At 33.3% G+C, this 16,942-nt stretch carries 15 protein-coding genes and 1 riboswitch; of the genes, 3 read left to right on the top strand and 12 right to left on the bottom strand.

Annotated features, from left to right (window positions below; translation table 11 throughout):
* Positions 1-18: 18 nt before the first annotated feature.
* The 3 genes from CLORY_RS11365 to CLORY_RS11375 form a co-directional block, all read right to left on the bottom strand.
* Positions 19-1,314 (bottom strand): MFS transporter, encoded by a 1,296-nt coding sequence (locus CLORY_RS11365; protein WP_079424419.1) that lies wholly within the window; start codon positions 1,312-1,314, stop codon positions 19-21.
* A gap of 20 nt (positions 1,315-1,334) precedes the next feature.
* Positions 1,335-2,117, bottom strand: a complete 783-nt coding sequence (locus CLORY_RS11370; protein ID WP_079424421.1) for a polymer-forming cytoskeletal protein — start codon at positions 2,115-2,117, stop codon at positions 1,335-1,337.
* A 199-nt stretch (positions 2,118-2,316) separates the two neighbouring features.
* Positions 2,317-2,952, bottom strand: coding sequence for a YhbD family protein (locus CLORY_RS11375; RefSeq protein ID WP_079424423.1), 636 nt, complete (start codon positions 2,950-2,952; stop codon positions 2,317-2,319).
* A 200-nt stretch (positions 2,953-3,152) separates the two neighbouring features.
* Here CLORY_RS11375 and CLORY_RS11380 point away from each other — a divergent pair, with 200 nt between their 5' ends.
* Entirely contained in the window at positions 3,153-3,770 is a 618-nt protein-coding gene (locus tag CLORY_RS11380) for a L,D-transpeptidase family protein (RefSeq protein ID WP_169911601.1), read from the top strand.
* Positions 3,771-4,522: 752 nt separating this feature from the next.
* On the opposite strand, the gene buk is transcribed toward CLORY_RS11380, so the two are convergent.
* From buk to cdaA, 5 genes are all read right to left on the bottom strand, one after another.
* Complete coding sequence (gene buk, locus CLORY_RS11385; RefSeq protein WP_079424428.1) at positions 4,523-5,593, bottom strand: butyrate kinase; 1,071 nt, start codon at positions 5,591-5,593, stop codon at positions 4,523-4,525.
* Between the two features lie 71 nt (positions 5,594-5,664).
* Positions 5,665-6,570, bottom strand: a complete 906-nt coding sequence (gene ptb, locus CLORY_RS11390; protein WP_079424430.1) for a phosphate butyryltransferase — start codon at positions 6,568-6,570, stop codon at positions 5,665-5,667.
* 107 nt (positions 6,571-6,677) lie between these two features.
* Complete coding sequence (locus CLORY_RS11395) at positions 6,678-8,279, bottom strand: NAD(P)/FAD-dependent oxidoreductase (RefSeq protein ID WP_079424432.1); 1,602 nt, start codon at positions 8,277-8,279, stop codon at positions 6,678-6,680.
* 14 nt (positions 8,280-8,293) lie between these two features.
* Positions 8,294-9,574, bottom strand: a complete 1,281-nt coding sequence (locus CLORY_RS11400) for a CdaR family protein (RefSeq protein ID WP_079424435.1) — start codon at positions 9,572-9,574, stop codon at positions 8,294-8,296.
* Positions 9,532-10,398, bottom strand: a complete 867-nt coding sequence (cdaA, locus tag CLORY_RS11405; RefSeq protein ID WP_079424437.1) for a diadenylate cyclase CdaA — start codon at positions 10,396-10,398, stop codon at positions 9,532-9,534. Before cdaA ends, CLORY_RS11400 begins: the two co-directional genes overlap by 43 nt.
* 195 nt (positions 10,399-10,593) lie before the next feature.
* On the opposite strand from cdaA, the gene CLORY_RS11410 reads away from it, so the two are divergent.
* Together CLORY_RS11410 and CLORY_RS11415 are read left to right on the top strand one after the other, a co-directional pair.
* Positions 10,594-11,649, top strand: coding sequence for a hypothetical protein (locus CLORY_RS11410; protein ID WP_079424439.1), 1,056 nt, complete (start codon positions 10,594-10,596; stop codon positions 11,647-11,649).
* 791 nt (positions 11,650-12,440) lie between these two features.
* Positions 12,441-12,564, top strand: a riboswitch (cyclic di-AMP (ydaO/yuaA leader).
* 2 nt (positions 12,565-12,566) lie between these two features.
* The gene (locus tag CLORY_RS11415; protein WP_079424441.1) at positions 12,567-13,100 is read left to right on the top strand and encodes a cell wall hydrolase; all 534 of its coding nucleotides are present in this window, start codon (positions 12,567-12,569) and stop codon (positions 13,098-13,100) included.
* Between the two features lie 24 nt (positions 13,101-13,124).
* Here CLORY_RS11415 and CLORY_RS11420 read toward each other — a convergent pair whose 3' ends face one another.
* The 4 genes from CLORY_RS11420 to CLORY_RS11435 form a co-directional block, all read right to left on the bottom strand.
* Positions 13,125-13,991, bottom strand: coding sequence for an NAD(P)/FAD-dependent oxidoreductase (locus CLORY_RS11420; RefSeq protein WP_079424444.1), 867 nt, complete (start codon positions 13,989-13,991; stop codon positions 13,125-13,127).
* 34 nt (positions 13,992-14,025) lie between these two features.
* Complete coding sequence (gene trxA / locus CLORY_RS11425; RefSeq protein ID WP_079424446.1) at positions 14,026-14,340, bottom strand: thioredoxin; 315 nt, start codon at positions 14,338-14,340, stop codon at positions 14,026-14,028.
* An 81-nt stretch (positions 14,341-14,421) separates the two neighbouring features.
* A complete protein-coding gene (iadA, locus tag CLORY_RS11430; protein ID WP_079424448.1) occupies positions 14,422-15,597 on the bottom strand; it encodes a beta-aspartyl-peptidase in 1,176 nt (391 codons plus the stop codon).
* A gap of 31 nt (positions 15,598-15,628) precedes the next feature.
* Positions 15,629-16,915: a tetratricopeptide repeat protein gene (locus CLORY_RS11435; RefSeq protein ID WP_079424451.1), complete on the bottom strand. Its 1,287-nt coding sequence runs from the start codon at positions 16,913-16,915 to the stop codon at positions 15,629-15,631.
* Positions 16,916-16,942 lie beyond the last annotated feature (27 nt).

Raw genomic sequence — 16,942 nt, forward strand, 5'->3', positions numbered from 1 at the left:
TATTCAATTTAAATACCTCTATATGCCCTGTTCTGCCAGAGTTTCTTTCTCTTCAGTTTCTTGGTTTTGCTCTGCATCTGTGCTACTTACTCCCTGATATTCAGCAGTAATATAGGACTTAAAAGATTTAATAAAGTAGGATGGCATCGTGACAAGAAATACTATTATGAAAGCTGCTGAGATGACTGTTTTTATTGGGAATATACCTCCTAATACGCCTCCAAGTGCCATAGCAAAAGGAGTAAAACCCTGAGTAGTCATATTCAAGAAAGACATTACTTTTCCTCTTACCTGCTGAGGAGTTGATGCCTGTACAGTGGAAATCAAAATCACATTGAAAATTGAATTTGTAAATCCAGCTAATACTAATAATATGTTCATAATAACGAAAAATGGCTGGTTTATTGAGGAAATCATGCTAATGTTAGAAATTATATTTGTTACAATGAATATCTTGAATTTATTCTTAGGTTTAGGTGAAAAGATAGATAAGAACATGAAGCCTGCCATGGAGCCTGCCATATAGCACGCCATGATAATGCCGTATCTTCCTGCCCCAAGGTAAGACGTAGTTTGACAAAGCGGCATTATCAAAACAATTCCAATAAAACAGAAAAAATTGCTTAATGCTGCAATGATAAGAATCATTCTAAGACCTATCTGATGCCACATAAATCTAAAACCTTCCGCCATATCTTCAACAAAATGTATTTTTTCCTTTCGGGTATTCTTCGGAATTTTTACAAAAGGCATAGTTGCACCTGAAAATATAAAAGATAAGCCATCAAACAGAAATAACATTGGAGCACCTAATGCCTGATACAGAAAGCCTCCAGCCACATTTCCAATCATATTTGAACCGGCACTTACTACTGAAAACACAGAAGTTGCATTTGATACTTTTGATTTCGGAACCAATTCTGGTACTGCAGCTTGAATCCCTGGTGCAAAAATAGCACCACATACACTGAGCAAAATTCCTGCAGCAAACACCATCCATATAGCAATAAATCCTTTATTTGCAGCTACTGCAAGCAGCACTATGCAAATTCCTCTTATCATGTCTAAAAAAATAAACAAACGTTTTTTATTACATTTATCAATCAATACCCCTGCAAAGGGTGAAACTAATATACCTGGCAGAGTCGAAGCAGCCATAAGAGTTCCCATTAAAGCAGTAGAACCTGTGACAGCAAGCACCCAAAATCCTAATGCTATACTATAAACTGCATCCCCTATAGTTGAGACAAGCTGTCCTTGCCATAGTATGAAAAAACTTCGTGACCAAAGTTTTTCCTTATTTTCATTTTTCATATAATTCACTTCCTTTAAAGCTATACCTGTTTCTGCCTGCTTATTTCACTGCCTTCTAAAGCTTTAAGCTCTTCTATATATTCAACTGAATCAATCTGACAGCCTTTACCTATAACAATGTTTTTTCCTCTCACTACTTTAGCTTTGGTATATTCAAGATATATATTATCTCCTTCTATGGTATCAGCTTCTACAAGCTTTATTGAAAAATCAAAAGCTTTTATTATCTTTGAAAAAATAGAGTTGTCACTAAAATTATCTTTTATCTCTATCGTTTCTCCACCTATTTCTCTTGCTCTGCACCTTCCCCCTACAGCTACCTGAATTAAATCTCCGTTGAGAAGTCCATCTATTTTAAAGCTGCCTGATGATCTAAAAGTATCAGTTTCGCAATCCCCTTGAACCTTCAAGCCTCCAGACACGTTTACTTCTTCTGCATGTATATTATTCTCAACTGAAACGCTTCCAGAAGCTTTCAATAGCTTAGCTTCCAAATGTCCTTCAAATTTTGCAGTTCCACTTACTTTTATTTCATCAGCATTTATGTTTCCATCTACATGACTTGAACCGCTTGATTTAAATCTTTCTGTTTCTATATTTCCATTTATCTTTAACGAGCCGCTTGCATGTACATCGCTTGATTTTACATTACCATTTATAGTTGTAGAACCACTTACATGTACTTCATTACATTTTATATCTCCATTTATTTTTCCAGAACCGCTTACCGAAACATTGTTATACTCACCGCCATTAGAACTTCCTGATCCTGAAATTTTAAGATCTCCCAAATATTCACTCATTCTACTTTATCCTCACTTTCAAATAATACTTAATTTATTTTCATATATTTATAATGTAAGCAAATCATTACATTATTAATTGTAATTGCTTCCATTAATGTTGTCAATAAAATATTAAAATATTTTTTAAATAAATTGATTTATTTTGCATATTAATTAATTTTATTAATTATAAACTTAATTTTATAAATTATTCTTTTTATTTATCAAGTTCAATCAATTTAAGTTTGAGCTGCTCAACTATTTTAGATATATTAAGATTTAAAACAAGTTTTGCCTTATCTTCTAGATATATCTCTCCGTCTAATTGCAATAAAATGCTTATTCCTACACCGAGCTTTCTAATAAAAATCAATTCTGCATTTTTACCTGTAAATTTGCTGTAATTATCTTTTAGATTTTTAAGTATTCCAGCCGTTTCATCTAAGCTTACATTCCCAGACACCAATGCTTCTTCCATCACCAGCATAAAAAGCAAGTTTTCAAAATTATAGTTTTGCACTGCTCCCGCCGTATCCTCATATATGCTTAATATTTCCTCGTTGATAAGTTTATTGCTTAAAATTTCTTCTCTCGTAAGCTGCACTGATGTTGGATTTGACGAAAATTTCTCAGCTAAATCATCTAGTGATAAATCGTCCTTCATATCCATAATTTTCGCTATTCTCTCGATTATTAATTTTTTAGGGAAGAAGGTCTCCTGTCCCGTAAATGAAGATTTTTTTATAAACCATTCCTCCGGAATAATGTTCTTTCTCTTCCACCTATATAACTGACCATAAGAGATCCCCATAACTCTCAAAAGTTCTTTTTTTGAAATCAATTCTTCATCCATATTTACCCTCCTTTACTGATAGTGTAACATAACATTGTTACACTGTAAAGAGAGAAAGGTACATAACTTCGTTAAATATTAAATAAATTATTAATTTCAAAATTTTTAATTATCGAATTAACTATAGGTTGCTTTGCGAAAACATAATTGATACGATGTTTATATACTATAGACTAGGTTGATTAAAAAGGGGCGATATTTTGAAAAATATTTTAGACACTATAAAAACAAATCCTGACAATTCTTCTCAGGCAATTGTTGTCCTTGCAGACGAATATGGAACAATAAATGCACATCTATATGCTTATGAAAAATCAGCTGCTACTTGGTCCTTATTTACCGATTGCAAAGCTATAATAGGTAAGGCAGGTTTTAAAGATGACAGGCATGAAGGGGATATGAGTACTCCTACCGGCAAATATCATTTTTTATTTGCTTTTGGTTTAGTTGATAATCCAGGCTTAAAAATACCCTATAGAGTAGCAAGAGAAAATGATTACTGGGCTGCTGGAAGTACACTAGACAATTATAACGTATGGAAACATTATGAAGGTTCGAATCCAGAAAAGGATTTAGGCGGATATGAAAAACTGTGGGTGGAAGAACTATATAAATACGCAGCAGTAATAGACTTCAACTACAACACAGATAAAGTATTAGGAAAGGGAAGTGCCATATTCTTTCATATAGCACGTAAAAATAGCACAGGCACAGCAGGCTGCGTCTCAGTTTCAGAAGAAGATATCCTCAAAATTCTGAAGTGGATGGACCCAGATAAAAAGCCATGTATTATCATGGGAGTTAAAGGACACATATAAAAAATGGTTGCACCCTATGTCGGCTAGTTCCGCTCGTTAAGCAATTTTACCGCATCTTTTAGTCAAATTTCCTAATGGCTCATAACTCGGCTACACCTCAAACAATTCGCCATCTTAACGGAAATTTGCCTAAAAGACACGGATAATTGCTAAACTCACTCCAAATGCCTCCGTCGGATGTAACCATTTTTAATGCCCTAACTCTTAATATTTACAAAATACTTTAATTTTATTAATTCTATTACCTTTCTATCTTAATTCACTAACTTCAAAATATATTACTGTCTCTTTTTAACTTCTTCGTAAACACGCTGTACCGTTTTTCCATTTAGCAACCACCTTTTCTCCTATTTAGTGGTGTATCTTGATATTAATTAAAAGTTATCCACAATTCGCAAAATACATAAATTCCTAGAGACTAAAAAAGGGAAGGAAGTGATTTCCGTCGGCTGGAAAATGCCTCCTCCAACCACTTCCGACCCTATGCATTTGCAAAGTATTATTTTCTATATTGCTTCTTCCAAATTATTCTTCTTGTTTATTTGTTAAATAGTATTTTCTTCAAAGTTACCTTAATATTACTTCGTATATTTTAATTACATTCTTCTCTCAGATTTATATTCTCAGCAATTCTGCACAGCAGAATTGCTTCCTTCACTTTTCACTTTTCTCTTTTTTTATAAAAGCAAAGAACCAACCTCATCACAGAGTTGGCTCTTTGCTTTATATCTTATATAAACACTCTTGTTCTATTAAGCGTAAATCTTAGCCTTTTCCTGTCCGCTTAACACTCTTACTGCTCCTTCTGCTAATGCAAGAAGTTCATCTTCGCCAGGATATACTACTACTGGTGCAATAAATTTAACCATTTCTTCAATACCAGCTACTATATTTTCTCCGTAAGCAATACCACCAGTAAGAATTATAGCGTCAACTTTTCCATAAAGAACAGCAGCACATTTTCCTATCTCTTTTGCTACTTGATATATCATAGCATTAAGGATAAGCTGTGATTTTTTATCTCCTGCAGCTGCATTCTTTCTAAGGTCAATTATATTGTTACTGCCAAGGTAGCCAACAACTCCACCCTTACCATTTATCTTCTTCTTAACTTCTTCATATGTAAACTCACCGCTGTAGCACATCTTTACTAGATCACCTACTGGAAGTCCTCCAGTTCTCTCTGGTGAGAAAGGGCCTTCACCATCCAAACCATTATTTACATCAACAACTTTTCCTTTTTTATGAGCTCCAACAGTTATTCCGCCGCCCATATGAGCTACAATAACATTGACATCTTCATAAGCTTTTCCCTGTTCCTTTGCATATCTTCTTGCAACAGCCTTTTGATTTAATGCATGGAATATGCTTCTTCTGGTTATATCAGGCATTCCTGATATCTTAGCTACTTCATCAAGTTCATCCACAACTGTAGGATCCACTATGAAGGCAGGTATGTTATTTTCTTTTCCTATTTCATTAGCTATGATTCCACCAAGGTTTGCAGCATGTTGTCCTTGAACACCAACTTTCAAATCTTCAAGCATCTTTTCATTAACTTCATAAGTACCGCCAGGGATTGGTTTAAGCATACCGCCTCTTCCAACTACAGCATTAAATGTCTTTATGTCAAAACCTTTTTCCTTAACGACTTTAAGTATTACTTCTTTTCTAAAAGAAAATTGATCAGCGATAGTAGCATATTTCTCAATTTCCTCTGTCTCATGTCTAAGGGTTTCAACCATAAGAGCTTTATCATCTTCGAAAACCCCTATTTTAGTTGATGTAGATCCCGGATTGATTACTAATATTTTATATGGCATGTTTATTCCTCCCATATCTATATATTTAGGATTTTAATTTAAGCTCATTAAGACTATCTATTAAGTATATCTTATCTATCCTTAGCTACAAGTGCTGCCAAAGCTATTGAATATACTTTTGTTTCAAAGCTGTCTGCTCTTGAAGTTAATATTACTGGAGCAGTAGTTCCTACCAATATGCCGCCGTTTTTGCAGCTAGCGGTAAATGTAAGTGTCTTATACATTGCATTAGCAGCTTCTATGTTTGGAAGCAATAATATATCAGCTTTACCTGCCACAGGTCCAGTTATCTTTTTATGCTTTGCTGCTTCTTCAGATATAGCATTATCTAATGCTAACGGTCCGTCAACTATACATCCCTTTATCTGTCCTCTGTCACACATTTTAGAAAGTATTGCAGCATCTACAGTAGCTGGCATATCTGGATTAACAACCTCAACCGCACAGATTGGAGCAACCTTTGGCATCTCTACACCAACAGCATTAGCAACTTTAACTGAATTGTTTATCATATCTTTCTTTGCCTTTAAGTCTGGATACATATTGAATGCTGCATCTGTTAAAAATATAAGTCTATCAAATTCAGGAAGCTCAAATACTGCCACATGTGACATAAGCTTACCTGTTCTAAGTCCAACCTCTTTGTTAAGTACTGATCTTAAAAAGTTAGCTGTATCAACTAAACCTTTCATAACCATATCAGTCACACCAGTTGAAGTAAGTTCTACAGCTTTAAGTGCTGCCTTTACATCGTTAGGTTCATTTACTATTTCAAATTGTGATAGATCCATACCTATCTTTTCTGCTACTTGTTTTATTAATTCTTCATTACCTACAAGTACTGCATCTACAATTCCTCTTGCCTTTGCTTCCTTGATTGCTTCTAGTACAGGTTCATCCTGTGCTACAGCAACAGCTACTTTTCTTGTTCTCTTGCTCTTTAACTTTGTTAATAAGTCATCAAAATTTTTAACCATCGTATTCCCTCCAAAAAAACTATATAAAGATTGTATTATTCATTTCACTGCAGTCTTTGATTATATTTTAACAAATAAATTCATATTATATCGATTTGTCGGAATTATCAGAATTCATTACTATACCGGGTTATTATATTCTCTGCAACTTTGATTCCATCTACAGCAGCTGAAATTATCCCCCCAGCGTATCCAGCACCTTCACCAGCTGGATACAAGCCCTTTGCTGATATACTTTGAAGCTGTTCATTTCTTTCTATTCTCACTGGCGCAGATGTACGAGTTTCTATTCCTGTAAGCACTGCATCATTCATAGCAAAGCCCTTAATTCTCTTATCAAATTGCTGAATACCAATTTTTAGCATATCAATAACATAGCCTGGTAAACAATTATTTAACAAAGAAAATGTCCAGCCAGGCTTATAGCTCGGTTCTACAGAACCTAATTTTTGGCTTTTTCTATCTTCCAAAAAATCTCCAATAAGTTGTATCGGAGCTAAGTAACGTCCTCCGCCTGCTTTATAGGCTAAATTTTCATAATATCTTTGAAAAGTCATGCCTTTAAGTGGGGATTTTCCCTCAAAATCTTCAGGTTTAACAGATACAACTAATGCAGAATTAGCGTTTTCTTTGTCTCTTTTATAAAGACTCATTCCATTGGTCACGAGTCTCTCATTTTCAGATGCTGCAGCTACAACCTCTCCACCAGGACACATGCAAAAACTATAAACTGCCCTATTAATTTTATCATCAGTATATGCCAGTCTATAATCTGCAGCCTTAAGCCTTTTATGCCCTGCGTACTTACCATACTGAGCCTTATCAATAAATTGCTGCGGATGCTCCACACGTACTCCTATTGCAAAAGCTTTAGGAGTCATAAATATACCATTTTTATTAAGCATTTCATATGTATCTCTGGAGCTATGTCCTATTGCTAATATTATATTCTCACTGCATATCTCATTTCCATTTACTATGGCGGCTTTTATTTGTCCATCCTTTATAACAATGTCCTCCAGTCTGCTGTTAAAATGTACTTCTCCTCCTAACCTTTTAATCTCTTCACGAATGTTTTTAACCACAATTTTTAAAATATCTGTTCCAATATGTGGTTTTCCACTGTATATTATCTCTTCAGGGGCTCCTGCCTTAACAAATTCCTCCAGAACATAATCACATCTCGGATCTTTTATTCGTGTGGTTAGCTTTCCATCAGAGAAAGTTCCAGCTCCACCCTCTCCAAACTGAACATTCGAGTTTACATCCAATTCACCGCTGCTCCAAAAATGTTCTATACTTTTTGTTCTTTCTTCTACTTGCCCACCTCTCTCAAAAATAATAGGCTTATATCCATATTCAGCCAAAACAAGCCCTGCAAACATACCTGCAGGGCCCATACCTATTATGATAGGCCTGTGATTAAGTTTAACTTTACCAGGCTGTACATTCTCCTTAAAAGTGCCTTCAAAGCTCATTATATCTTTATCCTTTAATTTAGATACTATCTTTTCACTATCATTACATTCTACTTCTACTGCATAATTAAAGTAGATATTATCTTTTCTTCTTGCATCCAATGATTCCTTTAAAATTTTAACATTCCCAATATCTTTAATACTGAGTCTTAACTTTTTAGCTGCCTTATGTTTTATCTCGTCAATATCCTCATCTAAATTAAGTTTTATATTGTTAATTCTAATACTCATTATTCCTCCAAATATTACTGTTTTTCATCATTATCTACGACCGGTTTGTCCTCACTATTCTTAGCCGTATCTGTAGCTATTACCTTAGTTATAGTAACTTTAATTTTTTTTGGTGTGTACGAAGACATTTCTATATGGTTAGGAACTACAACATTCACAGGTATTGTATAAGTCCCCTCCTTCAGGTTCTTTAGATCTACAGTACACTTTATACTACTTTTTGATATATTGTCTACTAGATTAGCCGGTCCGATAAGCACCAGAGAAATACTGGTCAAATTAGCTTTATACTGAAGACCTTTGCCAAGATTCTGAAACAGTATATTGGAAGTCACATTTTTTTGACGTTTGCTATTAACACTTAATATAAGTTTAACAGTACTCTGACCAGATACTGTACTAACATTATCAGGCAACTTAAGTTTTGCATATAAACTCTTGCTTCCGTTTATGCTGCTTAAGTCTATATACTCAGTATCTATACTTGTTATATTATCTATGTCACGTCCACTTCCATATATAGCTATTTTATCAGGCTGACTAATAATAGATTTAAGTTCCATACTACTACTTATATTTCCCTTTGTTTTAATATTTATAGGTACAGTTTTAACCTTTTTTATAGGTATTACCACATCTACATTCTTAGGATTTATTTCAACTCCATCTACAACCCTATCTGCTGCATCATAAGCCTTTAATGGTACATTCATTTCCAAATCCTTACCTACAGCAGTCTGCGTTTTCATCTTTGCTGCAACATGGTCAACATTTTTTACATATTGTGATGGTCCGCTCACATATGCTGTAGTTTGCTTTGGTACGGGATCAGATGTCTTAAATCCATACTTTTCTTTAACAGGAATACTAACTTTGATTGGAACACTCTTTTCAACCAGCTCATCTACATTTACCTGTACAGTTACGCTTCTTGGCTCAGTTATTACAACATTGTCAGGTTGATCCACCACCTCGACCGGAATGTAATTTGCTCCCTTTTTTAGAGCATAAAGGGATAAGTCTGCCTTTAGCTTAAAGTCAGAAGCCCTTAATTTGTTTACTTCAAGTACTGGTCCCTTTACCTTGATAGTAGTATAATACCTATTCTTTTGCAACAGCACCAATTTAACATTGGATAAAGAATTTATGTTTTCTATTTCAACTGGGACAGATATGTTCTTAGGCACCTCTGGATTTTCAGTATTAGCTACATACAGCCATAATATAAAGGAAGCAATAAAACATACTATTTTTACAAGGAATCTTCTTTCCTTTTTATTATCCAATCTAGCCAATTTTTCACCTTCCCTCCAATGGTTGTTTCTTTGATATTCTGCCTTCTTTTCATTATTCTAATAAGTATATCCTTAAGTCTATCTTTATCATAATTTCTTGTAAGTTTTCCATTTACAGACAATGATATTACTCCTGTCTCCTCAGAAACTATTATTACAAGTGCATCTGATATCTCTGTGATACCTATTCCAGCCCTATGTCTCGTTCCTAATTTTTTATTTATATCATTATTTGCTGTAAGCGGAAGCACACATCCAGATGCTAGAATTCTGTCATTTCTTATAATCGTAGCTCCATCGTGCAGCGGTGTGTTTACAACAAAAATATTCTCCAAAAGAGCTGAAGATACTATAGAATCTATCTGAGTTCCTGAGGTTACAACCTCATTTAATCCGGTTTTTTGCTCTATAACAATTAAAGCACCTGTTTTAGTCTTTGCAAGATTATCAACAGCTGTAACTATTTCTGTTATTACCTTGTCCATAATCTCATCATCTTCTAAAAGCACATGTTTCTCAGTAAAAGCAGTTCTGCCTATATGTTCAAGAACTCTTCTTATTTCAGGCTGAAATATTATAACAATAGATAATACTCCTATAGTTATCGTTTTATTTAAAAGCATATTAAGCATAGTAAGATGTAATAAACCACTTATAGGAATAAGCATCACTATAAGTAATATACCTTTAATCAACTGCTCAGCTCTTGTTTCCTTTACAATTGTATATGCCTTATAAAATATATATGAAATGACCAGTATATCCAGAACGGACCATATATCCATTCCTTTAACGGTATATAAAATCATGTTAAACAATTCCAATTTATGTCACCTCAAATTATTATTCTCATTTTAATTATACACTATTCTCGAGCTATAATGTATAATCAATGTAGCTTTTTCTCAATTAATTTGTAGCTAAAATATTATTGCATTTAATAATGTGAGTTCTTTTAGAATATATGATAGAATATATTTGTACCATACATATCTACTATTAAAGGATGGTGAACAGCTGTGAGAGCAACTGGTAAAAATAAATCTGCTAAAGAAAGTAAAGAAAAGAAAAAAATGAATGGGTTCCTAAAATCCATACTCGTAATTTTTTCTATCACTGCACTTTCTATATTAATATTTTTCTCTACATATTATTTATTTATAGACACTGTACAAAATTCTTATGAAAATGATATGAAAGACATATTATCTTCTATAAACAGTGAAAATAAACGGACAAGCAATCTAACAGATGGTAATTCTATAAAAACTAAGCTTGCAAAAAAGGAGTTACCTAAAATCATTTCTTCTTTGGAAAACACTAGGGATAAATTTGATAAAATTTCTTCTACGGATGAATTTAAAGTTACACACAAATTATTTTCAGAAGGCATTGATAGTAATATATTGATGTATAGACAGATTATAGCTATACTAGAGAATCCTAACAGCGCCGATATAAGCAAAGCTGTGAAATCTTTCACTAAAGCAGAAGACACTACAGAAAATAGATATTCTCAATATAACCTTGGTGGCACAAGTATTTCTCTTTTAGAGGACTCATCAGATTTTCTAAAAGCCTTTGAATATTATGCTAATCAGCTTGTTAAAATAAAAAATGATTCTGACATAATCTCATCTAAGGTATCCGACTTTACAGCAAGTACAGATAAAATAATATCAAAATTTATTAAGTACAAAACCAACTTTTCCATCCAACTCGCTGATGCGAGGAGTAGCAGCAATTTTAATGGTTTAATTAAAACTGCAAGTGATTATAAAGAACAATGCGACGAATTAGAAAAACAGTTTCTGAATATATCTGTTCCAGACAATTGTGCAAAAGTTCAAAAATCTTTAGTTGACATATTCGATAGCTATGATAATTACATAGACAATTTTATATTTGCAGTGAAGGATGAAAAAAGCAGAACTGAAAACAATAATAAAAAGCTAAGTAAAAAACAAATTTCTGATATATACTTTACATCAAAAAATAATTACATGGATATAGATGAAAAATATAGTAATTTTATTAAAGAGTATACCAACTTAAAGAATTCTTATTCACAATAAAATAAAATAAGGGGTGAGTGACCTCCGTCGGCTGAAAAATGCCTTCTACGGTCACTCACCCCTTCAGCTGACTCTATGTATTTATAAAATATTATTTTCTATATTAATTCTTTCAATTTTTTTCTTAACAACTAAAAAAGCGATATTTTATCCAAAACCACCTTCACATTACTTCGTATACTTTAATTACATCTTTTTCAAATGCGTAGAATATCTTCTTAAGACCTTAATATAGCTCTTAACTCGGCTACTCCTCAAACACTGCCCAAATCTTAACGAAAATTTGCATAAAATTTGCTGACAATTGCTAAATTCACTCTATATGTCCGTTGGTTAAAGGCCTAAATGGCCTTTAACGGGCTATCTGCGAATGATAATGAGCGTGCTTAGATAACCCCGACTGTAAACATTTCCTATGCCCTAGCTCTTAATTTTTACATAATACTTTTATTTTATTAATTCTATTCCCTTTTTATCTTAATTCACTAACTTCAAAATATATTACTGTCTCTTTTTAACTTCTTCGTAAACACACTGTACCGTTTTTTTTATTTAATTCCCACCTTCACTTTTCTCTTTACTCTCTTCTCTCTACTCTTTTCTCATTCACAATTTCTAATTTTACTTCTCTATATGCAAAAATCTATACTTTCCTAAAAAATAAAAATTTTTTTTGCCATGTATAATAAAGCATTTTTCGGTAAAACTAACTGCTGTATATGATTAACCATATTTTATCATTATTGTGTTTTCGCTAGCCTAAATTTTAATTGCTCGATATAGGGAACCAAAAACTTTGGTTCCCATAGCTTTAAAATGCGGAGGATCCAAAAATGGGGTGAAGCATTACTATAAGTAGTGCAGGTTACACCTTTTCCTAACCCGTCAGCTAACTTCGCAGGCAAAGGAGGATTTTAATGAAGAAATTTTTATTTACTCTTGTTTTATGTTTCACCTTCGTATGTTTTTTAGGTGAGACTATTGTATATGCTATTGAATTTTCGTCAAAAGCTGAGACACTATATAAAGAAAAGAAATCTGTAGTTGAAGTATTTAACAATAAGAATCAGCCAATAAAAATAACAGTATATGACATAAAGCTTATGGCTCAAATAGTTTATGCAGAAAGTCGTTCTGAGCCCTATGCTGGTAAAGTGGCTGTAGCATCTGTAATAATAAATAGACTGTTGGACCCACACTTTCCCAAAACTGTTGAAGGTGTTATTAAACAAAAAGGAGCTTTTTCCTGTGTAGTTAACGGCAGAATAAAAGTACACCCTACTAAAGAATGTTATTTAGCTGTATATTCAGCATTGGAGGGCAAAGATCCAACTAAAAATGCAGTCTTCTATTACAATCCAAAAATAGCCACTTCAAAGTGGATGCTTAAAGTAAAAAAAGCAGACATGAAATCCATAGGTAACCATGTGTTTTTCGTAGTAAAAAAATAAATGATAGCTGAGGCTTCTCAGCTATCATTTATTTTTTTGAGAATCAACATAAGCAACTGCACTTTGTCCTGCTATAAGTCCTTCACCAGCCGCTTTAATATACTGATATGGCCTGCCAACACAATCTCCTGCTGCAAAGCATCCTTTTAAATTAGTAGACATATTTCTATCAACTTTAATATGCTCATTTTCTATAGCAAGCCCTGGTACCAGCTGCGCTGGTGAAATGCTGTCTTTAAGAACAAATATCGCATCAGTAGTTAATTCACCCTTCTTCGTCTTCAAACTTTGTACATGATCTTCGCCCACTACTTCTACAGGTATGTCATTTACAATTTCGATATTCTGGTCAAGTTTCATATCTTTTCTATACATTGGAATATAATAAAGTTTGCCTGCAAGTTCGTTAACATAATTAGCTTCTTCTTCAGCTTCTCTGTTATACCCTATTATTGTAACAACCTTGCCTTTATACAGTGGAGCATCACAGGTAGCACAGTACCCGACTCCCTTACCTAGGAACTCTTCTTCTCCTTTTAGGAGTTTTGATGATTCCATACCAGTTGCCAACACTAAAGCAGTAGCTTCATACATCTTATCATTTACCATAAGAGCAAAATAATCTCCCATAGCATATACGTTGTTAATGCGTTCATAAGTAATTTCTATTCCTAAGTGGTCTATATGTTGTTTGAACTTCTCTTTAAGCTCTACTCCTGATATATCATAGAATCCTAAATAGTTATTTATTTTGGGAGCCTTTAATAATTTATTACTCAGATCTCTACTTCCAAAGACTATTATTTTTTTGTTTCTTATCTTAGCATTTATAGCAGCTGATAACCCTGCTGGTCCGCTTCCTATTATTGCTATATCAAATCTATCTTCCAAAAATATACCCCCTAGTTAATAATACAGGGTATTCCTATACATATTTCTTCAGAATTGTTTCAAGTTCCTGCTTTGGTCTAAACCCAACAAGAGTATCAGCAACTTCTCCGCCCTTAAATACCATAATAGTTGGGATGCTCATAACTTTATATTTTCTTGCTATAGCTTCATTATCGTCTACATTTAGCTTACTGAACTTAATTTTATCCCCTAATTCCTCACTAAGTTGTTCTACAATAGGTCCTATCATTTTACACGGTCCGCACCAAGGAGCCCAAAAATCTACTAGTGCTACCCCATCATAATTTTCAATCTCTTCAGTAAAATCATTCTCTAATAATTCTTTCATCTTAATTCCTCCTACTCATTTTATACCCCATAAGGGTATATTAAGATTATATTCTTTATCCAATACTAATGTCAATAATAATTATTTATTTTCATAGGTACCCTTCATTAGTACTTTTCCATTTCTCATAGCTACCTTACCTTTAGCTATTACATCTGTAATTTCCATACTGTTCTTATCTATAATTACTAAATCAGCATCATAATCTTTTGCTAATCTTCCTTTTTTCTTAAACTTCAAATGTTCTGCTACATTGCTTGTAATAACCTTTATTGCTTCTTCTAATTTTATACCTTGATTTGATATTGCATTTCTGACTTCATCGTAGAGCGATTCTACACTTCCAATACTCGTTTTAATAAGCCTCCCCTTCTCATCAAAGGCTGGAAGGCTTCCTTGAGCATCAGAGGTAAATTGTATGTTTTCTATATTTACATCATTATCTAATAGCATTTTAAGTGCCTCACTTGCTGTCAATTCATCATCTGCCATGCAATCTTTATCGCAGCTCGTAGTAAGATCTATTATTCCATCAAGTTTACCAAGTTCTACACCAGACATCAACAAACGTTTCGATCTATTCATATGTGTAGGGATAATCTGGGTTATTGGAATATCAGTATTCCTTATCATATTAAATATATACTCTATTCCCTCCTTACTGTTCCCTACATGTACATTCACTACGCCTGCCTTTCCGCTAATAAGTCCAGCAACTCTTGATTTGGCCACAGTTCTAACAAACTCATCATAAGTAGGTTGTGACGATCTATTGTCTGCTACAGCAATCTCCCCAGCACCAATAATCTTTTCAATTAAAATGATATCCTTATCTAATGAGTCGGTAAGTGACTTAACTGGTACTTCATAGGAACCTGTATATATATATGTGGTTACTCCCTCTTCCTCCAAAGCATATGCTTTAGCTAATAAGTCTGTCATATTTCTACATACTGAATCCGCTCCTAAACAGCCGACTATTGTAGTGATACCTGCTTTAATTATTGTAGACAACTGTATTTCCGGAGTCCTGCTGCTAAAACCATCTTCTCCTCCACCTCCAGTTATGTGAACATGGCTGTCTATAAATCCCGGCAAAATCAATTTATCTTCAGCATCAATCATATCTATATTAATAAAATCGTTAGGAACATTGATTTCATCATATATACCTTCTATCCTTGTGCCTTCTAACACGATATTCTTTTTACCGATACGCTCCGGTGAATACACTTCGCCATTCTTAATAACTATCATAAATATTCACTTCCATATCCAGATGTATTTGTTATTTATTAAGTATCTTATCTATAACAGAGTTATTATAGATTGAATCACTATATGTTTGTCTTAATTTAGCCGCATACATTTTTGACTGCTTTAGGTCAATATCCCTATATATAACCGACAATTTATATAATACCTGAGCCTCATATCCACCTTCGTGCTTTCCAGACAAATACTCTTTAAAACACTTTATTGCACTTGTAAAATCGTCTGTATTCTCGTAGCAATCACCAAGCATAAATAAAATACTTGGATACAAATAATGTGAACGTCCATATATTTTAGAAACTTCGTAAGCAGCAATAGCCTTATGATATTTCTTATCTTTATGAAAGTCTGCACCCTTGCTGTAAAAATCCACTACTCCATTTCTTTTCATATAATTTATAGCTCTGTTATAAATGACCTTATCATTGTCACTGAGACTATTAAATTTAAATTTTCCAATTATTTCATAAATCTTACTGCTATCCTTATGTTTGATATATTGTTTTAACTTATCTGTAGGAAACTTTTCTTGTGTATCTTCTTCCTTTTTACTTTTCTCTATTTTCTTGACAGCTTCATGTCTATTTTGCTTCTTTTTATTAGTTTTTATGTCATCCCTCTTATTTATCTTTTTTACACTGGTATCCTTTGTCACCGCGGAACCTGAAAATGAACTTTCAGGATTCACATTTCTGCCTAAGTGCAGCATTCTTACTGTAAGCAATCCTCCTGCTATCAAAACTACTATAACAATAACACCTGCAGCAATTCTGAGCTTTACAGAAAACTCTGATGTTTTACTGTATCCTTTTAATGCTTTTATATTGTTTTTAGCATATTGATTATTTTTATCTATCTTCCTTACTTTGTCTATATATTCCGCAGCAAGTTCATATTTACCTTGATATATATAACAAGAGGCTATGGAATTATACACATTTATACAGTTAAAATCACTTTTCCCACATTCCAATAAGTTTTCTAACGCTTGAGAAACTTTTAGTTCTTTTAATAGCTTAGTTGCATTTATGTATTTTTCGAGGTTTTTGGCATCTATTTCAAGATTATTTAGATACACTCTTGCTGTTTCATCTTTGTTATAATCCTTGTTCATTTTCCACAGGCTTCTCGCTGATTTTTCATCACCCATAAAATAGTAAAGAAGGCCCTTTAGATTTATTGCTGCTGCATTTTTTAAATTAAAGGAAATACTTTTTTCACATAAGTCCAGTGCATCATCTATATACCCTGAGCTGTATTTATCTACTGCTTTTTTATATAATTTACGACTTCTATCCATCTATTCACCTAAAATCCTTCGTATATT

The sequence above is a fragment of the Clostridium oryzae genome, from assembly GCF_002029235.1.
GTDB classification, from domain to species: domain Bacteria; phylum Bacillota; class Clostridia; order Clostridiales; family Clostridiaceae; genus Clostridium_AE; species Clostridium_AE oryzae.